Annotated in this window: 25 protein-coding genes and 1 riboswitch; of the genes, 11 read left to right on the top strand and 14 right to left on the bottom strand. The window is 40.8% G+C overall.

Annotated features, from left to right (window positions below; genetic code table 11):
• Nucleotides 1-121 precede the first annotated feature (121 nt).
• The 3 genes from ACUXV2_RS09070 to ACUXV2_RS09060 form a co-directional block, all read right to left on the bottom strand.
• The gene (locus tag ACUXV2_RS09070) at nt 122-1159 is read right to left on the bottom strand and encodes a serine hydrolase domain-containing protein (RefSeq protein ID WP_446246684.1); all 1038 of its coding nucleotides are present in this window, start codon (nt 1157-1159) and stop codon (nt 122-124) included.
• Between the two features lie 450 nt (nt 1160-1609).
• Nucleotides 1610-2155, bottom strand: coding sequence for a DUF402 domain-containing protein (locus ACUXV2_RS09065; RefSeq protein WP_446246683.1), 546 nt, complete (start codon nt 2153-2155; stop codon nt 1610-1612).
• 185 nt (nt 2156-2340) lie between these two features.
• Nucleotides 2341-2784: a hypothetical protein gene (locus ACUXV2_RS09060; RefSeq protein ID WP_446246682.1), complete on the bottom strand. Its 444-nt coding sequence runs from the start codon at nt 2782-2784 to the stop codon at nt 2341-2343.
• A gap of 380 nt (nt 2785-3164) precedes the next feature.
• Between ACUXV2_RS09060 and ACUXV2_RS09055 the strand changes: the two genes are divergently transcribed.
• Both ACUXV2_RS09055 and ACUXV2_RS09050 read left to right on the top strand, forming a co-directional pair.
• The gene (locus tag ACUXV2_RS09055) at nt 3165-3863 is read left to right on the top strand and encodes a YetF domain-containing protein (protein ID WP_446246681.1); all 699 of its coding nucleotides are present in this window, start codon (nt 3165-3167) and stop codon (nt 3861-3863) included.
• A 161-nt stretch (nt 3864-4024) separates the two neighbouring features.
• Nucleotides 4025-4204, top strand: coding sequence for a hypothetical protein (locus ACUXV2_RS09050; protein ID WP_446246680.1), 180 nt, complete (start codon nt 4025-4027; stop codon nt 4202-4204).
• A gap of 83 nt (nt 4205-4287) precedes the next feature.
• Here the strand turns inward: ACUXV2_RS09050 and ACUXV2_RS09045 are convergent, their stop codons facing one another.
• Nucleotides 4288-5583: a hemolysin family protein gene (locus tag ACUXV2_RS09045; protein ID WP_446247032.1), complete on the bottom strand. Its 1296-nt coding sequence runs from the start codon at nt 5581-5583 to the stop codon at nt 4288-4290.
• A gap of 273 nt (nt 5584-5856) precedes the next feature.
• Here ACUXV2_RS09045 and ACUXV2_RS09040 point away from each other — a divergent pair, with 273 nt between their 5' ends.
• From ACUXV2_RS09040 to ACUXV2_RS09025, 4 genes are all read left to right on the top strand, one after another.
• Nucleotides 5857-7521 (top strand): ribonuclease J, encoded by a 1665-nt coding sequence (locus ACUXV2_RS09040; RefSeq protein WP_446246679.1) that lies wholly within the window; start codon nt 5857-5859, stop codon nt 7519-7521.
• Nucleotides 7522-7642: 121 nt separating this feature from the next.
• Nucleotides 7643-8887 carry an MFS transporter gene (locus ACUXV2_RS09035; RefSeq protein ID WP_446246678.1) on the top strand — a complete coding sequence of 415 codons (1245 nt, stop codon included), beginning with the start codon at nt 7643-7645 and terminating at the stop codon, nt 8885-8887.
• Nucleotides 8888-8918: 31 nt separating this feature from the next.
• A complete protein-coding gene (locus ACUXV2_RS09030; protein WP_446246677.1) occupies nt 8919-10298 on the top strand; it encodes an amino acid permease in 1380 nt (459 codons plus the stop codon).
• A gap of 68 nt (nt 10299-10366) precedes the next feature.
• Nucleotides 10367-11206: a dimethylarginine dimethylaminohydrolase family protein gene (locus tag ACUXV2_RS09025; protein WP_446246676.1), complete on the top strand. Its 840-nt coding sequence runs from the start codon at nt 10367-10369 to the stop codon at nt 11204-11206.
• Nucleotides 11207-11285: 79 nt separating this feature from the next.
• Here the strand turns inward: ACUXV2_RS09025 and ACUXV2_RS09020 are convergent, their stop codons facing one another.
• Nucleotides 11286-11756, bottom strand: a complete 471-nt coding sequence (locus ACUXV2_RS09020) for a YndM family protein (RefSeq protein WP_446246675.1) — start codon at nt 11754-11756, stop codon at nt 11286-11288.
• A gap of 183 nt (nt 11757-11939) precedes the next feature.
• Nucleotides 11940-13331, bottom strand: a complete 1392-nt coding sequence (locus tag ACUXV2_RS09015; protein WP_446246674.1) for a protoporphyrinogen oxidase — start codon at nt 13329-13331, stop codon at nt 11940-11942.
• Nucleotides 13332-13674: 343 nt separating this feature from the next.
• Nucleotides 13675-13785: riboswitch (SAM riboswitch) on the top strand.
• Nucleotides 13786-13896: 111 nt separating this feature from the next.
• On the opposite strand from ACUXV2_RS09015, the gene ACUXV2_RS09010 reads away from it, so the two are divergent.
• Nucleotides 13897-14118, top strand: coding sequence for a Fur-regulated basic protein FbpA (locus ACUXV2_RS09010; RefSeq protein WP_446246673.1), 222 nt, complete (start codon nt 13897-13899; stop codon nt 14116-14118).
• A 34-nt stretch (nt 14119-14152) separates the two neighbouring features.
• Here ACUXV2_RS09010 and ACUXV2_RS09005 read toward each other — a convergent pair whose 3' ends face one another.
• From ACUXV2_RS09005 to ACUXV2_RS08990, 4 genes are all read right to left on the bottom strand, one after another.
• On the bottom strand, nt 14153-14479 hold the full coding sequence (locus ACUXV2_RS09005) for a four-helix bundle copper-binding protein (RefSeq protein WP_446246672.1): 327 nt from the start codon (nt 14477-14479) through the stop codon (nt 14153-14155).
• 298 nt (nt 14480-14777) lie between these two features.
• Nucleotides 14778-15938, bottom strand: coding sequence for a stage II sporulation protein P (gene spoIIP, locus ACUXV2_RS09000; RefSeq protein WP_446246671.1), 1161 nt, complete (start codon nt 15936-15938; stop codon nt 14778-14780).
• A 247-nt stretch (nt 15939-16185) separates the two neighbouring features.
• Complete coding sequence (locus ACUXV2_RS08995; protein WP_446246670.1) at nt 16186-16680, bottom strand: DUF1648 domain-containing protein; 495 nt, start codon at nt 16678-16680, stop codon at nt 16186-16188.
• A gap of 26 nt (nt 16681-16706) precedes the next feature.
• Entirely contained in the window at nt 16707-17063 is a 357-nt protein-coding gene (locus tag ACUXV2_RS08990; RefSeq protein ID WP_446246669.1) for a hypothetical protein, read from the bottom strand.
• A 227-nt stretch (nt 17064-17290) separates the two neighbouring features.
• On the opposite strand from ACUXV2_RS08990, the gene ACUXV2_RS08985 reads away from it, so the two are divergent.
• A complete protein-coding gene (locus ACUXV2_RS08985; protein ID WP_446246668.1) occupies nt 17291-17530 on the top strand; it encodes a hypothetical protein in 240 nt (79 codons plus the stop codon).
• Between the two features lie 47 nt (nt 17531-17577).
• On the opposite strand, the gene mgtE is transcribed toward ACUXV2_RS08985, so the two are convergent.
• On the bottom strand, nt 17578-18936 hold the full coding sequence (gene mgtE / locus ACUXV2_RS08980) for a magnesium transporter (RefSeq protein ID WP_446246667.1): 1359 nt from the start codon (nt 18934-18936) through the stop codon (nt 17578-17580).
• Between the two features lie 106 nt (nt 18937-19042).
• On the opposite strand from mgtE, the gene crcB (ACUXV2_RS08975) reads away from it, so the two are divergent.
• Together crcB (ACUXV2_RS08975) and crcB (ACUXV2_RS08970) are read left to right on the top strand one after the other, a co-directional pair.
• Nucleotides 19043-19453: a fluoride efflux transporter CrcB gene (gene crcB / locus ACUXV2_RS08975; RefSeq protein ID WP_446246666.1), complete on the top strand. Its 411-nt coding sequence runs from the start codon at nt 19043-19045 to the stop codon at nt 19451-19453.
• Nucleotides 19453-19812: a fluoride efflux transporter CrcB gene (crcB, locus tag ACUXV2_RS08970; protein WP_446246665.1), complete on the top strand. Its 360-nt coding sequence runs from the start codon at nt 19453-19455 to the stop codon at nt 19810-19812. The genes crcB (ACUXV2_RS08975) and crcB (ACUXV2_RS08970) overlap by 1 nt, the downstream gene beginning before the upstream one ends.
• A gap of 338 nt (nt 19813-20150) precedes the next feature.
• Here crcB (ACUXV2_RS08970) and ACUXV2_RS08965 read toward each other — a convergent pair whose 3' ends face one another.
• A complete protein-coding gene (locus ACUXV2_RS08965; protein WP_446246664.1) occupies nt 20151-20432 on the bottom strand; it encodes a hypothetical protein in 282 nt (93 codons plus the stop codon).
• A 93-nt stretch (nt 20433-20525) separates the two neighbouring features.
• Between ACUXV2_RS08965 and ACUXV2_RS08960 the strand changes: the two genes are divergently transcribed.
• Complete coding sequence (locus ACUXV2_RS08960) at nt 20526-21158, top strand: glycosyltransferase (RefSeq protein ID WP_446246663.1); 633 nt, start codon at nt 20526-20528, stop codon at nt 21156-21158.
• A gap of 82 nt (nt 21159-21240) precedes the next feature.
• Here ACUXV2_RS08960 and ACUXV2_RS08955 read toward each other — a convergent pair whose 3' ends face one another.
• Both ACUXV2_RS08955 and ACUXV2_RS08950 read right to left on the bottom strand, forming a co-directional pair.
• Nucleotides 21241-21813: a sugar O-acetyltransferase gene (locus ACUXV2_RS08955; protein WP_446246662.1), complete on the bottom strand. Its 573-nt coding sequence runs from the start codon at nt 21811-21813 to the stop codon at nt 21241-21243.
• 97 nt (nt 21814-21910) lie between these two features.
• The gene (locus tag ACUXV2_RS08950) at nt 21911-22096 is read right to left on the bottom strand and encodes a hypothetical protein (RefSeq protein WP_446246661.1); all 186 of its coding nucleotides are present in this window, start codon (nt 22094-22096) and stop codon (nt 21911-21913) included.
• Nucleotides 22097-22105 lie beyond the last annotated feature (9 nt).

Here is a 22105-nt window from a genome sequence, read left to right as displayed (position 1 = left end):
TATAGGATCGGAGTTTTCTTACTGTTAAGTAAAATGGGAATCGCTCTCTAGTAAGTTGTTTGCCTTCAGTAATCTGAGGGTTTCCCACTTTCTATTTTCAGCAGTAATTGTTTCCCGTTTCCTATATCAATTGTCCCTCAAGTCTATTGGCTAAAGTAGAATGCACTAAATTCCCAAAATCTTTGATATCTCTGAGGTAGTCATAACCTGGAGGGTTTCCTCTTTTGTTATACATCCGCACAGCGACAACATCAAATGTTGGAATGACCAGGCAGGTACAGCCTGAAGCACCGAGAATTTGATACGATCCTTCTGGCAGCTCTTCTCCCAACTCACTTTTCGCATATCCATTCTCATTCCGGAACCAAAAGAATCCATTTTGCGGAGTATTCTTTAGTTGTGTGGGTGTCTGTACCTCAGTTGTCATTTCAAATAGAATTTCGGGGAGAAATTGTTCAGTGCCGATTCGCCCTTTATTTAAATGAAGGTATCCCCAATGAGCAAGCTCTCTGGCACTGACGAAAAGATTCCGTTCGAAACCGGTGTGATCTTCAAGCCGTATATTCGGTTCATTTCTTTCATTCACATCTGCCGTGAGATGTGGGCCTGGTTTTGTTTCCCATCCGGTTTCAGTAAATTGAAGAGGCTTGAACACACTCTTTGTGAGGATATCATTTACCGTTGTCCCGGATACCTTCAAGATGATTTTATACAATAATGATAAACCTGCACCGTTGTAATCCCAAACCGTCCCCGCAGGATATGACTTCGCAATTTCTGTTTGATCGTCATTCAACCCGTGAGTATGGGTGACAAGATGGCGTATCGTTATCCCATTGTATAGGTCATTTTCACCCAAATAGGTTGAAACCAGATCATCCAGACTTGCGATTTTTCCTTCATGAAGCAGCATCGCTATGGCAAGTCCTATGTAACTTTTACGTACGGAAAAGACGTTAAATCGTGTCTTTTCATCTACTTTTCTAAATGAAGAAGGATCTGTACCTTCATACCATTCCCCGATCACTTCCCCGCGCTCAATGATGTATACTGAACTTGCAGATGCTGAGATTTGATTCTTCACCTTATTTACATAGTTATATACATGCTGCATCTCTTGTGACTCTCTTCGGTTCAGCTGCTGATAGATTCTGTTCATGTTTTTAGGGCTCACTTCCGATCCGTTTCGTTTAATTTTAAGCAATGGTTATCAATTACAACGTAAGGGAGCAATACTGGCACCTTTGCTTCAAATGATAGAACCTCAAGTCTGGGAGACAATTCCCCCCTTGTCATAACTGTACATTTTATCCGTATGATTCGACCAGTCCATGAAAATCAGAAAACCACTTACCACACTCCAGACAGTATGAGTGACATTCGCTTCCCCATCTACAATTTCCTCGTGTCTTCAGGTCCGGTCTTTATTTTTCTTTCCTGAGTTGGCTGCAGCAATTCCTGCGACTAGTGGGATGCATATCAAGAACCAAGTCCAAAAGCTCACCATTTCACACCTCCCTTACTGGAACTTGAAATCTGCCATGGGAACGACCTCCTAAAGGATCTTTATGAGGACAGAAGATTTGTACGGCATACACACCTGAATGATCTAGATCGGTTTCAACTTCTGCTGTAATGAATGTTTATGCTCGCTTGATAAAGCAAATAAACAGAATGTACCGTCTTCTATTAAACGATTTATCTCAGAAAACACCTTCCAAGCTAATGTATATTGTTCAATTGTAATGTCACCGATTGCGAATGCTTCATCCAACTCGTCCTCATCTAGATGGATGACTTCCCCTTCTGGAAGTTTTACGATATCCAGATACAAATCGTCCATCCAAGGCACCTCATTGTCTATTCCGATTTCAAAGCAGATATCAATATACCATTGAACAATATCACCATGTGGGTTGAATACAGTTGTAAGGGAGAAGTTTTCATTCACAGGAAAGTGCTGAAGCCAAAAATATCCTTTATCTGCTAAACAGATTTCCTTTCCTCGGTATCTAACAATCAGAGGCTCAGCCACATCTAGTATATGCAGCAAGGTAACATGTCCTTTGAAGCTGGTTGAATCAATGTAAGTCTGAGCATACTCTTTTTTTATGATCCTTTTCCAAGTCGCGTGATTACCATATTTTCTTTTCATCTGATTCCCCGTTTTTTTTCACTTTAGCTGCGTCTGCAGCTCCCAATAATGTTACCATATTTACCCTTATAGTTGTTAGAATTATAAGATAACTCAACGTGTTTGAGCTTTCACTTTTCAATAAACATCATCCTTTATTAATGAAGGTTAATCCTAGTATGAAGAGAGCGGTAAATCAGTGTGAATTAATGCACTCTTTTTCTCCGAAGAAATATCAATATTGCTAACCCGGCAACTGCAGATAAAACCACTATTTTAAGCATATTATTTTGTTCCATATGGGGAATTCCTGTCTTATATTCCCCGATTCTGACTGCTTTTTTGTATTGCGGTCCTGCCTGCACAGCAATGGCTTCATCAGTTGGAACACCTTTAATCGAGAAATATTTGGTCCCTTCTACATATTCATTTGAGAAATTTCCCGGAAGAGTCTGCATATCAGAATAACTTGTTACTTCACCGATTTCAGTTTCGATCTCTTCCACATACTCTTCCAATACTTCATATCTATTGCCATCCCAAACGACGAAGGGATAAGCCCAGGAAGTGGCTGAAATTGAAGTCGTAAAAAGAACGAACGACACAGCAGCGAACAAAATGATCAAGTTTCTTTTTGCCTTAAACTGCATAATATGATCCCCTCTTAATCTGATAAATAATTAATATAGTAGCGTCAATCGCAAAGCATACGTTTCATTTCATAGACAATAGTCTATATGCAGCCAATCCCTTTCCAGAATAGTTAATGGTCGCCACTGCCCCTTGTTTAGCAGATATTTTCTTAAATGTACTCCTCAATGGAAACAAATAACAGTCTGTCATTCGCTGTAAAATTGTGGTATAGTTCAGAGTTTAACCTTACACATGAACACTCCTTTTTATTTATTTGTGGTTAACATTCATAAATTATTCAGGCATGCCTATTCACTTAAAGCTCTCAACAAATGTCATAAAAAAAGCCTGTTTTGGAAAAGGTATAGAAAATGATGGAAAAGAGGCGCATTTTAGGATGAGTGTATGGGAGTTGGCCATAAGGCTTTTAGTATCCTTCATGACCCTGCTATTACTGACAAGATGGATGAGCAGAAAATTACTCAGCCACATGACATTTTTTGACTTTATCTCTGGTATCACAATCGGAAGCATCGGAGCTAATTTAGTGTTCAACCCCTCGCTCAGTATTCGAAACGGTCTTCTTGCATTACTTGGATGGAGCATCATTACGGTAACGCTCGGTTACATCGATATTCATTCAAAGAAAGCAAGAACCCTCCTTGATGGAGAACCAAGAATCCTTATAAAAAAAGGAAACATCATGGAAAATCAACTAAAAGCTGTACGGCTTAATGTGGATTCATTGATGGCATTGCTGAGGGAGAAAGAGGTTTTTTCACTAGAGGATGTGAATTATGCAATCTTTGAAACGAATGGGGAATTGTCTGTCTTAAAAATGGACTCTCAAAAAGAGATCACAAAATCAGATCTCAACCTCTCTTCCGAAAGTCCCGCAGCTTCTCCTATCGGAAAGGAAGTCATCAGTGATGGAAAACTGGTGACTTCAAATCTAAAAAAACTAAACCTTACTGAAGAATGGGTGCAGCGTCAATTAAACAATAAGGGAATCCATAAATTAGAAGATGTATTTTATGGAGCAATCAATAAAGACGGTATGCTGATCATAGATAAAAAAGAGGATATAGATCCATAAAAAATATTCAACAATAAGAAGCAGCAAGCAGCCCTTCACTCCCCCATCCCCACTTTTCATGAATATTATAATTTTATAACATCTAAGTGTAATATCTTGAAAAAACAAGCTTATAATGATTATAATAATCTTAATCATTTATCAAGGAGTGGATGGATTGAATGGACACCCACAGGAGTAAAAAAATTTCTAAACTTTACAGAAAGATGATTACTTCTGAAAAGACGAAGGCCTTCCTTATTTACAAAGGTCTTGATGAGAAGACAAAAGAGGAATTGCAGACATTCATGAAAGATATGAACTCACCTCATTATGAAATGATCGTAGATAAAACCATCTGATACTGTCATATAACCAACATATAAAATAACCTATAAAAGCAAAAAGGCTTGAAACCATCATGCCTTTTTGCTTTTTTTGCCGTTCAATTTAATTTCTTTACATCAAGATAATGAATATGATGTCCGTCACCCTGATGTACTGTAAATAAAAAACCATTATCCGTTTTGATTTCCTTGTTTTGTTGATTCATGCATTCCTCGAGATACCATCCCCCGATGGTGTCGATGCTGTCATGAATGATGTTGGTTTCAAGCAGATTGTTCACTTCGTGAAGAAGCAGTTTAGCGTCAATGATGTAATGATTCTCACCCAGTTTCTGTACTTCCGGCATTTCGTCTTCATCAAACTCATCCCTGATTTCACCTACTATTTCTTCAATAATATCTTCTACAGTCACTAACCCCGATGTCCCCCCATATTCATCCAGCAGCAGCGCGATATGGACACGTTCCTTCTGCATTTTCACGAGAAGATCATGAATGGGAATGGAATCAATTACCCGTATGATCGGAATGATGTATGGTTCTATATTCTCATCTTCTGTGCCCTTTACCATTTTAGCGGTTAAAAACTCTTTCACGTTGATAAACCCATGAACATTGTCTTTATCTCCATCCTCCACGACAGGGTAACGTGTGTAATGCTCAGACGATATAACGCCCTTGATATCTTCGAATGTCGCATCCCTTGAAATAGTCACCATTTCTGTCCGGGGGACCATGATTTCCCTAGCGATCCGTTCATCAAACTCAAATATATTATTCACATACTTAAGTTCTGATTTATTGATTTCACCGCTTTCATAACTTTCGGATAACAGGATTCTGAGTTCTTCCTCTGAATGAGCCAATTCATGTTCAGAGGCCTGTTTGATCCCGAATAATCCTACAAATACTCTGGCTGCCCCATTCAGCAGCCAAATAAAAGGAAACATCACTTTATAGAAAAGGATGATCGGACCTGCAAAAAGGAGTGTGACTGTTTCGGCTTTTTGTATGGCAACTGTTTTAGGTGCAAGTTCACCCACCACGACATGCAAGAATGTGACTAATGAAAAAGCTATGCCGAAAGATAATATTTCTGTCAGTGATTCAGTTAATTGAAGATATTCAAAGAAAGGATGGAGAAGTTTTTCTATGGTGGGTTCCCCCAGCCAACCGAGACCCAGTGCCGTTACAGTAATCCCCAGCTGACAAGCAGATAAGTATTCATCCAGATGCGAAATCACCTTTTTGGCTGAAACTGCCCCTTTCCTTCCTTCTGTAATAAGCTGATCGATTTTTGACGTCCTTACCTTTACAATTGCAAATTCGGTTGCCACAAAAAATGCTGTCAGCGCAATCAATAATACTAGCAGAAAGAGATTGAGTGCCATTATGTATCGTCCTACTGAGTAAGACGTTCACCTCCTGGTATACAAGTAAAGAAGAAAATATCATAAGAGTTCATTTGAACCTTATTCATTCCACTAAATGTTTGCTTTAATACAATACCCTGAAGTCCAAAAGAAAAACGCTCAAATTGAAAGATGGTCAGTGACGGGATGACGAAGATATGAAGTCACTTTTTTTCAGCATTCCAGACTTCTCCATGCTCATGAAACACGGTAAGTCGGGAATAATATAGACATCATTTCAACAGGAGGCATAACATGACCCATTTACTCTCTATTTTTGCCCTTGGAGGCATTAATGAAATTGGCAAAAATATGTATGTACTGCAATACGATGAAGACCTTGTCATCGTCGATTGCGGAGGCAAATTCCCTGACGAAAGTCTGTTGGGCATCGATCTGATCATTCCTGATATTTCGTACTTAGAAGAAAACAAGGAAAAAATCCGCGGACTGATCGTCACACATGGTCATGAAGATCATATCGGCGGCATCCCTTATCTACTGAAAAAGATTAACATACCCATATATGCCACAAGGTTCACCCTTGGCATGATCGAGTTGAAACTGGAAGAACACCATCTGATGAGAGATACCAGCTTGGTTACGATTGACCAAGACTCCGATCTTCAGCTGGGCTCGATAGGCATCTCTTTCTTCAGTGTCAGTCATAGTATCCCTGACTGCCTCGGAATTGTATTTCATACTCCTCAGGGAAATATTGTCCACACAGGAGACTTCAAGTTTGACCTTACACCGATGAACCATCAACGCTCTGACTTGCATAAAATTGCGGATATCGGAAGGAATGGGGTCCTTGCACTTTTATCAGAAAGTACGAACGCTGAACGATCTGGACTTACTCCATCTGAGCAGATGGTCGGCAGCCATATGGATGAAGCATTTATGAAAGCAGATGGAAAGGTTTTCGTTTCTACTTTTGCTTCAAATGTGAATCGAGTCCAACAGGTAGTCAATGCTTGCATCCTTACGAACAGGAAATTGGCCTTGCTCGGGCGCAGCATGGTGAATGTCGTGGGGGTAGCAATGGAACGCGGCTATCTGACGATTCCGGATGGAATGCTGATTGAAGCCAGGGAAGTCGATACACTGGATCCCGGCCGTGTTGCCATTCTTTGTACGGGCAGTCAGGGTGAGCAGATGGCGGCACTTGGCAGGCTGTCATCTGGTCAATATCGCGATGTGTCCATCCATCCAGGCGACACTGTCATTCTCGCGGCATCACCCATACCAGGCAATGAAAAGGCTGTTTCAAGAATTATCGACAACCTGTTCCAATTGGGGGCATATGTCATATATGGGACTGGAAGTACGACAGGTATGCACGTTTCAGGCCATGGGTATCAAGAAGATTTAAAGTTGATGCTCACGTTGATCAAGCCAACCTACTTCATCCCGATACACGGTGAAAACCGGATGCTCCATCATCATCGCATGCTGGCTGAAAGCGTAGGTGTTGAAACAGGAAACACCTTTATCCTTAAAAATGGGAAAGTCGTCGATCTTGAAAACGGCATTGCCCGGCAGACCAGGGATGTACCAGCAGGTGACACGTACGTAGATGGAATCAGTGTAGGAGATGTAGGATCCATCGTCTTGAGGGATCGCAGGCAGCTCTCCGAAGATGGGATGGTTGTCATCGTTTTGACCTTAAATAAATCCGATCACCGAATCCTATCAGGCCCAGACACGATTACCCGCGGATTTGTATTTGTAAAAAGTTCTGAAAACCTTATTCATGACCTAAACAGACTGATAGAAAAAACCGTCAGTGAATTACTTCCTGAAGAGCGTCGGCAATGGAGTGTCCTAAAACAAAACATCAAAAAATCGGTTGGTCAGTACTTGTTCAAACATACAAGAAGGAAACCGATGATACTCCCTATCATTATCGAGGTTTGATTGTTAAGGCTCTATTTTCTTCTTATTTATGATGGAATTAATTTGACAATGCCGCCTGTGCATGAATTATGCAGAATGACCAAATACTTAATTTGTAAATCATCATTTATGAGGTGGCACTATGGACGAACAATGTAAGAATAGTAACAAGGTCAGTAACTGGTGCGTCATCAGCATGGCATCTATTCCCTTGGTCATGACTCTTGGGAATTCAATGTTGATTCCTGTACTTCCTATTTTTGAGAAAAAGGTTGGTATATCTTCGTTTCAAACAAGTATGATCATCACATCATATTCAATTGCTTCCATCTTTCTCATACCAGTGGCTGGCTACTTGTCGGATCGATTCGGGAGAAAAATCGTCATCTTGCCAAGCTTGATCCTTGCCTTGATTGGGGGACTTATATCAGGATTTGCCTCATGGAAAATCAATGATCCTTTTACGTGGATCATTGCAGGGAGGGTTCTGCAGGGAATAGGTGCGGCCGGTGCAGCTCCGATCATTCTCCCTCTCGTTGGAGATCTTTATAAGGATGATGATGAGAAGACCAGTTCATGTCTCGGGATCATCGAAACGTCAAATACGTTCGGAAAGGTCCTTAGTCCTATCCTTGGTGCGGCTTTTGCTGCTTTTTTATGGTACCTCCCTTTCTTCTCAATATCTTTTTTCAGCCTGATTTCGATAGTATTGGTTCTTTTCTTCATCAGGATACCAAAGAGGAAAGAAGACCCGCCTGCATTGGTGGCCTTTCTGAAGAACACCAGAAAAATCTTTATCAATGAAGGCAAATGGATATTCACCGTTTTCACCATGGGAATCTTCATCATGTATGTACTATTTGCCGTCTTATTTTTCTTATCTGATGTTCTTGAAAAAACACATAATCTGTATGGCGTAAAAAAAGGTTTCGTGCTGGCAGTGCCACTCCTTGCTTTATGTCTTTCCTCGTTTATTACAGGAAGGAAGATAAAAGGCGATTTAAAATTGATGAAAAGAATCATGATTGTCAGCCTGTTATCAATTGCTTCAAGTGTTTCTTTTGTCGGTTTCGTGAGTGATCGCTTGATTTTTCTACTTGCTGTAACTAGCTTTCTTGGGTTGGCAATAGGCGCACTGCTTCCGACCCTGGACGCGATCATTACCGAAAATATTGAAAAAGAAGAACGCGGGACAATTTCTTCCTTTTATAGTTCTTCTCGTTTTATCGGAGTTGCTGCAGGCCCGCCATTGATGTCGATCTTCATGAAGACTTACCTTAACGAAAGCTTCATTGGCGCAGGAATCATATCAATCGCCGTAGTGGCATTGGTATATTTTTTTATCAAAACAGAGGAAAAACCTCGATTGAAAGAAGCGGTCATATAATCCGTTGGAAATGGATGAAAGGAGAGGTCGGATGCCAGATCAATCTACAGGATGCAATAATGCAAAAGGAAAAGGATCAACCGGTAATGGCAGCGTGAGCTGGTGGCATCTTTCTCTTATCGGGGTCGGTTGTACCATCGGGACAGGATATTTTCTTGGCTCTGCGATTGGAATAAGATATGCCGGCCCATCCATTGTATTCTCATTTATGTTAGCGGCAATCGGAACGTACATTGTTTATAACCTTCTTGCGAAAATGACAGCGGAAGATCCCCAGGAAGGTTCTTTTTGCTATTATGCTGCAAAAGCTTTCGGCAAATGGGCTGGATTTAGCTGCGGATGGAACTATTGGAGTTCAAACATATTGATAATGGGAAGTCAGTTGACAGCATTGGCCATTCTTTCACAATTTTGGTTTCCGAAAATTCCACTTTGGATATTTGCGACCGTTTATGCCATTCTTTCTCTTTTAATTGTTCTTCTCGGAAATAATGGCTTTGACAAAGCGGAAGACCTTTTCGCCATCATCAAGACATCTGCCATCCTTATGTTCATCCTGATTGCGGCACTTGCTCTTTTTGGGGTGATTGATGGCAATGGGGAGCTTCCAGAATTTTCAATGAGGCAAAATGACCTTTTACCCCAAGGGATGAACGGCTTATGGTCATCATTAATTTATGCGTTTTATGCATACGGGGGGATCGAAGTCATCGGGCTCATGGCAATGCAGTTAAAGGATAAAAAGGAAGCTCCAAAAGCAGGTAATGTAATGCTTATCATCTTGACATTCATCTATGTTGCGTCGTTGACAATGGCGGTATTACTGATTTCTTTAAATGCGTTCAACGATAAAGAAAGTCCTTTTGTGACGGCACTGAGTATGTATCATCTCCCTTTCTTCCCCCATGTATTCAACGGTGCAATCATCATTGCCGGGTTTTCAGCACTGACCGCTGCACTCTTCGGAGTGACAAATCTGTTAGTTACTCTTGCCAAAGACGGCGATGCCCCAAAAATCTTCGAAAAGAAATTGAGGAAGCCCAAGGACCTTCCCCTTCCATCCTTGGGATTGGCTGCAACTGGTCTGATCGCTTCAGTCGTCACCGCTCTCCTTTTACCGGGAAAAGTGTATGAATATCTCACCACAGCCGCAGGAATCCTGCTCCTCTATAACTGGGCCTTTATCATCCTGTCTGCTTTCAAAATCTTAAGACAAAAGCGATCGGGCATCATTCTTGGAATAATGGGTTTGATTCTTCTGCTCTCCGCTGTCACCGGCACAATCATGGAGAAAAGTATCAGATTCGGCTTCTATATTTCCATGATGTTGGTGGCTTTGATTGCTCTCGTCACATTTTTTATGAATAAGAAATGGAAAAAGGAACAGAGAGGCAAAATGTCCCCTTCATGAATGGTTCCATCCGATATGAGCAACATATTTTTTAAAGCACTTACACATTGCACTTGGGAGGATATCAAATGAACCGAATTCAAGTATGCTGTAACAATGAATATGCTCCATTAAAAGAAGTTCTATTATGTCCCCCGACATATATGAAGATTCTTGACGTGATTAATGAAACTCAACGGCGCTACCAAAACGAGAACATCGATGTAGAAAAAGCTTTATCACAACACGCAAGATTTCTGCAAGTATTAAAATCAAACGGTATCGAAACCCACTTACTGACTCCAAACGACGCATTTCCTGAGCAAGTCTTTACAAGGGATATAGGATTCACGGTGGGAGAAACATTATTCATCTCAGATATGAAAATGCCAGTCAGGCAAGGCGAAGAAAAGACATTAAAAAAATGGCTGTCCAGCCGGGGTCAGACATATATCGATCTTGTTGAAGATGAAACAGAGGGCGGTGATGTTCTTGTACACGGGAGAACAGTCTTTATAGGCTTGAGCGAGAGGACGACACCAGGTGCAGTTGAAAGAATTCAATCATACCTTCCGGACTACGACGTCATCTCTCTGCCTATTCATGAAGATATACTGCATCTGGATTGTATTTTTAACATTCTTTCTGAAAAGGACGCACTCATATACCGCAAAGGATTAAAGGAAGAAGATGTTGCCCGGCTTGCTTCTCAATTTGACTTAATCGACGTCTCACGCGAGGAACAATTCACAATGGGTGTGAACGTTCTTTCAATCGGGAATAAGAAAGTCATCAGCCTGCCGATAAATAAGGAAGTCAACGGCAAACTTCGTGAACGGGGCTATGACGTTATCGAAGTAGAATTCGATGAAATCATCAAATCGGGCGGTTCGTTCAGATGCTGTACCCTGCCGCTGCTGCGGATGTGATTGTTGTCTATTCCCGCTCCTGCGCGCTGATCATTCCGTAAAAAAACCCGGTGACTGCGTCACCAGGTTTTTTCATCTATTATTCCTTGTCCCTGTTCTTCAGATGAAATTCATCAGTTAGTTTGGTAGGGAATTCAGGATGAATTTGTTCCGAAGCTTCGGTTTGATATTGTAGATTGACCGGAGCTTTTCTGACATTTGACCGGTTTGGTAAAGTGTTGCGAACTACATACCGATGGAAAAACAGCTCAAACACCATCAGGGCCAGTGCAGCAAGAATCGATCTTGTTAAGTAAGTTCCGCCATCCGTCATACCATCAGTCATAAAGTAGATCAAGATAAATGCAAGACCGAAATCAGCCAGAGCGGCTACTGTATTACTTGTCCTTGGAAGCAAAAACAAGTCTCCAATCACATAAGCAATTGATCCCAACACTAATGATATGATGAAGACATCTCCAAACGTAATGCCTTGAACACCTGCAAGAATCAAATATAAAAGGACAAATGCAGCCACGAATTTAATGGCAAATGCCTTAACATGTTTCATATGCAATCCCTCCTAAGCTTAGGTTTCTCTTTTTAAATAAGATTATTCTTAGGAATGGAGGATGGGCACCTATGTTTTGGAAAGAATTTGCCATATCGAATTTTATTCAGCGCCGCATCAGGTTGAAAAGATTCCATAATAAAAAGGCTGGAATTCCGATAAGAAATCCAAGCCCATAACCACTTATCCAACCACGTTTTCAATGATGGCTTCCGCCGTCTCTTTTCCATTTTGCATACAGGCCCCGATCCCCACTCCGAAATAAGAGGAGCCTGCCAATAACACATTCGGATAATTCTCCTGAAGGGTAAGTTGAAGTGCATCCACTGCCTGGCTGTGCTGCAAATGGTAGTTCGGCATCAAGTTCTTCCAGTCTGTAATCTTAACAGATACCGGTCTCTCGGTGATACCAAGACTGTTTGAAATATCATTGAGTGCTGCATTTGTAAGACGCTCTTCACTAAGTTCTTTTAATTCTTGGTAATGAGGGTTGGTACTTTTATAAAATAATCTTACCAATAACTCATGATCCTCTGCCGTGTGTTTCCATTTTCTACTTGTCCACGTACAAGCGTCGCACAGAACATCACTGTTGTAAGACGTGATAAAGCCGGTTCCGTTAGCGGGAAGAATATCATCCTTGACGTCAAACCCGACGTATATACTCGTCAGGGAAGAATTTTTTAATTGACAGAAATGTTGATCCATTAGAGGATCGTTCATAATCTTTTGCGTAATATCATGCGTTGTAGAAAATACTACATAATCGGCATACAAACTCTTATCATCTGCAAAAGTCAGCTCGTAGCGGTCGTTTTGCTTCTTTAATCCTGTAAGTTCAGCACCTTTTACAATGTCAGCATCTTTTATGACCTGTTCCATTCGCTCGATCAGTGTAGATAATCCACCTCGGAAAGAGATGAATTTTCCTTTGGAGGAACTTTTGAATTTCTCTTTATTTTCAGCAAGACCTTTGATAATACTTCCATATCGGTTCTTGTAATCCAAAAGGTATGGAAGTGTGGTCGACATCGTCAGGTCATGAAGATTGCCTGAGTAAACACCAGATAATACAGGAGCGATTTGGTTCTTGACTAGCTCACGGCCGAAGAACGCTTCCAGAAATTCACCAACCGAACTGTCTTTTGTAAACATCTTGTTGGGAGTTTCCAAATCCTTTAATGCTTCACGTTTTCCCTCTTCTGAAACCAGCGTACTTTCCATTAACGATTCAATACTCATTGGGATGCCGAAAATGGTATCCTCAGGAATTTTATGCAGCTCCCCGTTTGTGTAGATATAAGATGTTCCAGTTTCGTTATAAACAAGCTCATCTTCAAGCTTCAATTCCTCTATAAAAGGGAGCACACCTTCATTACGGGCAACAATCGAATCAGCACCCGTTTCCATAATGAATGGTTGTTCCTTCACGGATTTTATCTTTCCGCCCAGCTCCTGATCACGCTCAACCAGGGTCAATTCGATATCAATTTTCTGTTCTCTTTTTAATTTATCGAGATGGTACATTGTGGTCAGTCCTGTAACGCCCCCGCCCACTACAACAACCTTTTTCATCGTACTTCACTCCAAATGCAGGTTTATACCATTAGCCTATCATTTTTTCTTGTGAAATCATAAACAAATAGGGAAATTATTGTGTCCTTTTATTGAAAGTTGTGTGTACGTGCTTCAGGAAGATTTAGCTATAGGCTATTGATTCAAACTGCACCTTAAAAAACTGCGGTGTAAGCGATTGGGTTTATATGAATTATAAAAAGGAGCCTTGCTTTTCACTTTTGAGATACCTCGATTGCAACATCTCATCCACCTATGGAATCAGCTTCCATCAACTAATCCCTACTTGACAACTAAGAATACTATGTATTAAAGTATACTTAATACAAACGAATCATTATATAGCTTATCAAGAGAGGCATAGGGACTGGCCCGATGAAACCTCAGCAACAGATTCTACGGTAGTGGGACACTGTGCTAATTCCATCAAGCGGAAAGCTTGAGAAGATAAGGTGAAGTATAAATCGGTTAAAACCTTCTTCTTATCTTTGGAAGAAGGTTTTTTGTCATATAGGGATCAATACCTTCTCTCCTGCCGGATAAATAAAAAAAGGAGTGCAACACAATGGGACAAATCTTAGATCAGACTTTAGAAGCACGACGGGAGGAACTTATTAACAAACTGATCACCTACAACATTTTTAAGAAGAACGACAAGCAATTGTTTGAATTGACCCTTCATGAACTCGAAGATGAATATCAAGAAGTAAAATCACATTGCCATCCACACAGCAGCACTTCCTCCATCCATTGGAGAAATGTAAAGGCCCGTCCCTCGACGCGTTAAAGCGATGCAGGATGGACCTTCACATGATATACTCTTATGCGATGTTTCTGCAGGCATCTGCGCACGTAAAGCAGGCATCTGCGCATTTTTGACAGTGATCGTGGTCATGCTTTTTGCACTCGTTTCCGCAAGCTTCACAGATGGCTGCACATACCGAAGCAAGTTCTGTTGCAAACGGCGTCCCTCTTACCAGAGCCTGTTCTAAAAATCCGCACATGTCTGAGCATTCGCGGTCTAAACGGATACATTCCGCCATCATTTTGATATCGTCTTCCCCAAGGCATGCATCGTAACAATGATTACAAGCCTCCATACACTCATGTAATGTTTTAACTAAAGATTGATACTTTTCGTGTGACATTCCTTTCTTCCTCCTTGTACTAGTTTTTTTCATTCTTTATCCAGGTTTTATATTTTTTAAAGCAGTATTGGCATTTGTTTTATGATCATACATTGGAATAATTACCCGGATGGTCTATAGTTTCCCACCTTTTTTGCAGAAATTATGCATATCAGGGAAATGATCAGATTTTACTTAAATTTACGTAAGTTGTTAACATTACTTCCAGTAATTTGTTAATGCAGACTTGAAAATCATTCAAGCACGCTAAACAACCGACTAATAAAAAAAGCTGCCTAATAACAGCAGCTTTTGATGCTTATCCATTTACCTCTACAACATCTTCTTTATAAAATTCCGCAAAAATCTCGGCAAATGCTTCAGTCGAGTTATATAGCTCGACCAGATTATTTTCGACTCCCCCAAATTCCAGGAGCATCGCCCGCTCGGTCAGGTCCTGGTTATAGACACCGTTACCTTCAGCTTTCGTCTTAACAAATACCCCGCGGCTGATACCAGGGTACTTCTTCTCTAGTGCACTATTCAATTCTTTTGCGATTGCCAGATTTTTTTCAAAGTTCTTGTTTTCTTTTCCTACGATAAAGAATAGGCGCGCATATTGCTTGCCGTTTATTGTTTTAGTGGTGATTTCCCTTGGCTGCGAGTCACGATGGATATCAATCAGGTAATTTAGGTCTTGATTCCCTGCAATTGCCTCTTGTACCTGCTCTCTTGATAATTTATATGATTCATAATAGGTCCAGTTCTTTTCTTTCAATGCCTGCGTTGTATCTGTCTTATCCTGTACGGCCCCTATCCCTCTTTTGGCAAGTTCTTGTTGAAGCTTTGATCCGATTGCAATAACGTTTACTTTTTCATTTGTACTGGCAGGATTTTCAGTTTGATTGTTTTTAATCAGTGGGCTGAAGGCCTCCCAGCTGTGAGAATGATAGATGAAGACAGACTTTTTATCAATTTCTTTAATGTTCTCTCCATTGTCGCCATTTGCACGGTCAATCTGGTTCTGATCGATTTCCTGATTCTTCAATTGGTCCTCAGTCGGTGCAGGAGATTCAACAGGCAGGTTTGTGATATCCGTCCCTTTCCCTGCTACGGCAATCTGGGTATGATAATTTTCGATTCCGGGTATCTCTCTCCCAAATAAACTTCTGGGATCAAACAGTGATACATTCGTCACACTTTCTAGCCAGTCAAAATCTGATTGCAACTCTTCTTCATTCATTACCCTTAACGGAGTGATCTCTTCGGAAATCAGCTTCAAAAGGGTTTCTTTCGGCACCATATCTGATACTGTTGAGTAAAACAGCGTGTCCACCTTCAATTTGATCGCCGTCGCTGAAATGAGCCAGACGGATAAATAAAGAAGGATAATCCCGAGAACGATCATTCTTGCCAGCGATTTCACCGTCACGAATACTAGTAGGGGTAGAGTGCTATCTTTTCTGGATTTGTACGCCATGAATGAGCTCCTATACTTATAAGATTTACTAATTCACTATATGCGTAACTGTAAGAATATAGAATGGCAAGTCAAATGTTCATACTTCTTTACCAGGGAGAGATCAATTCATGAAGGGAGCACCTATCACATTCTACACATGCCTATTCTAATGTGGAACGTTATTGAAAATATGGAATATCACCACTTTTTTTCAAGGAGTGTATTCACCCATCAAAAAAACAGTCCTTGATAAAGCAGGACTGTTTCATTTCAATTTTATCATCCTATAAATATATACTCCGAGCGTTCCAAATATGGCAGCGAGAAAGAGAGGGATATCCCATATCGGCTTGGCAGGCTCCCCTACTGATCCAAACTGGGCCATTTGCCAGGAGGTGAAAACCAAATATGCCATGATTTCCGTTTTCAAAACAGAAATCATTAACACTGCGTTTCTATATTGCCGTTCTGCATTTCCTTCCGTAATCGCCACAAGATAATTGAAATGGTGCGGTGCAGATTCCATGAGAGAAAGCACCCCCCAAACCATGAAACCAATTAAAGGTACAATCCATATAAACCCTTTATGGCCCCATGAATCCACATTCCCCAGCAGATTGAAATGCACCGGGACACGATCCGGCAGCTCACCGAAAATCGATGATATGTATACTGCCACACTCAACCATCCAATAACCCCTGCAAAAGTGAATACTTTCTGCAAGAATGTTTTTTTCAATCGAAGATCAGGTTGTTTCATAGCAGTCACCTCCAACAACACTTTCTTTACAATACAATAAAGAATAACAGGACTGTCAGGAAGGCCAATACTGTTATCGCACCCATGAAAAGCCTTTTACCATTTTCAGCAAAATAAAGCTTCACAAGTGAAAAATATATGATGCTGATGATGACCACTGTTATCACGAACGAGTATAGTTCCTTTCCTCCATGAAGCTTTGCTTTTTCGAGGACAACCACTTCCGCCCCGTTTAAATCAAGGGGGACAGTTATGCTCATTAAGCTGAACCCTGTTAACAAAGAGATTCCGACAATGTTCATCAATATATTTAATTGTTTTGAAGAGACATGGTCGGTCTCTCTCTTCGGTTCGACACCTTCCCTCATCACTGGAAAACCCATGACGGCAACCCTCCCCCTTACTTTACGACTTGGAAGAGGAAAAAGATTCAATTTCTTTTTATGGTTAATCAAATAGTTGTTCTCATCATGAAGCAAAACCAGAATGCTTGTTAGATATATAAAACTATTATTTTATGATATAATGTATACTTAATCAAGTATTAAATTATTTTGGGTCTACGAGACTGTTTTTAGTCAATCCCTCTATAATAGAAGGGAGAGGTTTTATGTCATTCGATACTATTCTGCGAATGCTGAAAACTCAAGTGGATTTCAAGGAAAGTGAGATTATTCACACATTCTATTCGGAAGATCAGAGGCCCGTGCTTTCTGTCATATACCACTTTGACACTGAAACGTTCTTGTTAACTTATAAAGAAACTGAGCAAGCCAAGAGGTACACAGATATTAATAAGTTGGCAGACAATATCGAACGATACCTTAACCAACAGCCACTGGAAATATGAATATAGATAAACCGCCCCGTTGCACACTGTAACGGGGCGGTTTTGGTTTAGGATAACTTTGTAATGAACATACTAGCAATTCCGAAATAAACGAACAGTGAAAAGATATCGTTGATGGTTGTAATGAGCGGTCCAGAAGCTACCGCGGGATCAATGTTAAATTTATAGAGAACGAGTGGAATGATGGTACCTGCAAGTGTTCCAATAATAAGTGTGATCAATAGTGAACTTCCAACTACGATTCCAAGTGTAAAGCTTCCCTGCCAGACGAAAGCAATGATTGATATCAAAACCGCACAGCTTAGACCGATGATGATACCTACCCACAATTCACGAATGATCAGCTTCACCACCTGCTTGACATCCAGGTCTTGTGAAACCAACCCCCTTACAACGACTGCAAGGGACTGTGTACCCGTATTTCCCGTCATACCGGCAATCATTGGCATGAAGAATGCGAGAGCTACAGCAGACTGCAATGTATCTGAAAATCCATCTATGATGCTTCCTGAAACGAGTCCGATCAATAACAAGAGGATGAGCCATGGCAATCGCCTGTACGCAGCCACGAACGGCTTCGTATTGAAATCGATTGCTTTACCGGAAGCAGATAGCTTTTCAATGTCTTCGTTTGCCTCTTGAATAACTACATCAATGATATCATCTACTGTAATGACTCCCATCAGTTTGTCATCTTCCTCAATGACCGGAATTGAAACGAAATCATAGCGGCTGATCAATTTCGCCACTTCCTCCTGATCGGTATGAACGTCGACTTTAACCACTCGTGTAAACATGATATCTTCAATCTTATCCTGCATTTCCCCAAGAAGCAGGTCTTTATACGAAACAACCCCGACCAGTTTTTTTTCCTCATCTATTACATATAGGTAATTTAAATACTCGGCCAGTTCTGCAAAATCCTTCAATTTATCAACCGCTTCTCTTACCGTATAATGCTTTGAAATCCACACAAATCGGTTATTCATGAGGCGCCCTGCTGATTCTAGTGGATAGTTCATCATGTGCTGAACCATATCCGATTCTTCCTGCTTCATTTCAGACAACAATTCTTCCATCTGCTCTGGCTGAAGGTCGGATAAAAGAGTGGTCAGATCATCATTTTCCATCAGATCAAGTACTTTTGTCGACTTTTCAATTCCTACTTTCTGCAGGACCTCTAACTGATCTTCTTTTTCCAGTTCCTTCATCAGCTCTTTAAGTTGAGCTATGTTCAAATATAGAAGAAATTTATTTCTATGTTTTGCAGGCAGATTCTGATACTGCTGGGCCATGTCATATGGCTGCAGTTCATCCACGATTTCCTGAAAAACCCGTTTCTTTCCTTCTTTTAAGCTTTGAATAAGTTCAAGTGTCAATTCGTACTCTGAAGGTGAAACTCCCATTGCTTTCAACTCTCTCTGCTTATAATGTCATTGATATAATACCCATAATCACCCATAATGAACATAGTTTAATGAAAACAATACTAATGAAAAGAGATGCTTTAGTTTGCAAAATTATTTACTTGTAGGACTGGCCGGTGCCATTGGTTCTCTTTTAAGGTTTGTTCTGGGTGCCTACGTTCATTCCCATTGGCAGTACCCATTCCCTCTAGGCACACTGTTAGTTAATCTGTTAGGCAGTTATATATTAGGATGGATGACTTCGTATCTATTCCGATCTGATAAACTTCACCCTTCCATGAAGACAGCCCTGGGGACTGGTTTAATAGGTTCCTTCACGACGTTCTCTACTTTCAGTGTGGAGACCATTGAATTGATACGACTTTCAGAATGGCTCTCAGCTTTTCTATACATGTTCGTTAGCATGACCGGAGGACTCTTCATGTCATGGGCAGGGTTTAAGACCGGCAGCCATCAATGGAAGCGGAAAATTTCATTGTGGGAGGATGATGTTTAATGCTTACTCAAGGAATCATGATCGCATTTGGAGGGTTTTTGGGGGCGATGTCCCGGTATTGGGTCAGTAAATGGTTTGACAAACATACGTCGGCTCAATTCCCTTATGCAACGTTAACAGTCAATTTAATCGGTTCATTTTTATTGGGATTCACAATTGGTTACGGTTTGGATGGTCCACTCTATTCGTTCATAGGTATCGGATACTTCGGTGCTTTTACAACCTTCTCTACCTTCAAGCTTGAAAACATCCTTATGATTGAAAAGAAGAGATTCAAACTGCTTGCCGTATACCTTTCCGCAAGTTATACATTCGGCATCCTCCTCGCTTTCGCCGGTATGAAAGCTGGCGGAATTTAAGAGCTTAATGAAATAAAAAAACAACACTCAATGCCTATCATGAAAAAGTAGTATCCCTACAAATAGCAAAAGTGTTCCTGGGTCAGGAACACTTTTGCATAACGAACAAATAAGGAGGTACTCTTGTCTATACGGCGGAAGTATATAGACGAGAAATCTTGTTCATGGGCAAAACCGAATGAAGCTTTCATTTACGGTGACTAAAGGATTTTTATAAGCCGTTTTGGAACAGCCGCATTCTTTTTTGCCGATTTTCTGTTTCTCTACTTCACTATATGTACAACCCTCCCCCTGTGTGCAGACAAGCATTTATTTTTCTAAAAATGGTCACTCCCCCATTATTCCCTTCCATGAAATAGTACGTTCAACAGAAACATACAGATCAATCCAGTCATACAAAACAGCAGCAGGTACACAGCCATCACTGATATACCTAGACCGGTCCATCCTCCAATCATGAAAATGGATATGGGAATGCTTAAAACAGCCACAATCATTAGACCGAATAATATCCTGAAAGGCAGATAGCTCTTCAGGATTCCTTTCCACTTCAGGAAATGCAGGATAAGTGATAGTAAAATGGCGCTTCCTATTACGTACATCACAAGGGAACTTTCCATATAAGCCCTCCTCTCTCATGAGATTTTTCTGGAATCAACTCTCATTCATTCGTAAATACTACAACATGATGACGAATAAAGGAGAAGATGAAAATGAAAAAACATTTCATTGTATTTACTGTCATTCTCATGACGTTAACAATGACTTCACAGCTTCCAAAAACTCAGGCAGTTAACAAAGAATGTGTGAGTAAAGCTTCCCTGACCCTTAAAGAAGACATGCGCACCCTTTGGAATGATCACGTGATTTGGACGCACAACTATATTGTCAGTGCGGTTGACGGTCTGGAAGATCAAGATAAAGTGCTTGAAAGGCTGCTTCAAAATCAAAAGGATATCGGAAATGCCATCAAACCCCTCTATGGAGAAAAAGCAGGGGATCAACTGGCTGATTTATTGACGGAGCATATTGTCATTGCCGGGAAAATCGTCGAATCTGCAAAAGCCGGTAATCAGGCAGAAGTAGAGAAACTAAATAAAGAATGGTATCGGAATGCGGATGATATCACCTCATTTTTGACTGCAGCGAACCCGAACTGGTCTGAAAAAGAGTTGAAAGACCTCTTATATATGCACCTCGAATTCGTAACCAATGAAGCAGCAGCCCGTATTAATAAGGACTGGGATAAGAATATTGAATCATTCGATAAAGGCAGGGCTCACATCTTCCACTTAGCTGATGCTCTTACTAAAGGAATAATAAAACAATTCCCTCAAAAATTTTAGGGCAGGGCTAAAAAAACGCTGAATGACTATTGATCACTCAGCGTTTTTTACTGTCACTTATATATATTATTGGTATCTACCGTTAATTCGGATCGTTCAGATCGATTTCTTTCAGTACTCTGGCAGGGTTTCCCCCAACCACTACATTCGAAGGTACATCTTTTGTCACGACGGCTCCAGAAGCAACCACCACATTGTCTCCGATTGTCACCCCCGGATTAATGATTGCACCGCCTCCAATCCATGCATTATCCCCAATGGTAACAGGCTTACCATATTCAGGTCCCTTGATTCGTTCATAAGGATTGACAGGGTGTGTTGCAGTATAAATATGTACTCCCGGTGCGAGCATACAATTCTCTCCAAACTTCACCTCACACACGTCAAGGATCACGCAATCAAAATTCGCAAAGAAGTTGTCACCGACATGGATATTAGAGCCGTAATCACATCTGAAATTAGGTTCCATGTAGACTTTTTCTCCAGTGGAACCGAAGAGTTGCTTTATAAGTTCCACTCGTAAATTATATTCTGTTTCAATGGTTGAGTTAAACTGCCTTACCAATTTCCTGGCAAGTTCTCTCTCCCTGACCAGCACCTCATCCCACGGTTCATATAACTCCCCGTCAATCATCTTCTGCTTTTCTGATTTCATTCTTTTCATTCCTTTTTACAAAGTGTCTTTCTTATGATGATTTTCCCAGCCTCATCTTCCCAATTGTTCAAATAGACTTAGTGAATGCTTTCTCGATTCAGCCTTCCCGAAACAACCGGTCTGCTCTTCTCACACTGACCAATAACAAGATGAATGCCACCACTATAAATGGGACCCAATACTGACTATCATTTGCAGCACTAACGATCCCCGCAATGCTTAAGCAAATCGCTGATATAAACCCGATAACCGTCGTATAGTCTTTCAACACCTTCTTATTCATGACACAGCC

Source organism: Rossellomorea sp. NS-SX7, assembly GCF_052828565.1.
This window is presented reverse-complemented; position numbering and strand designations above follow the sequence as displayed.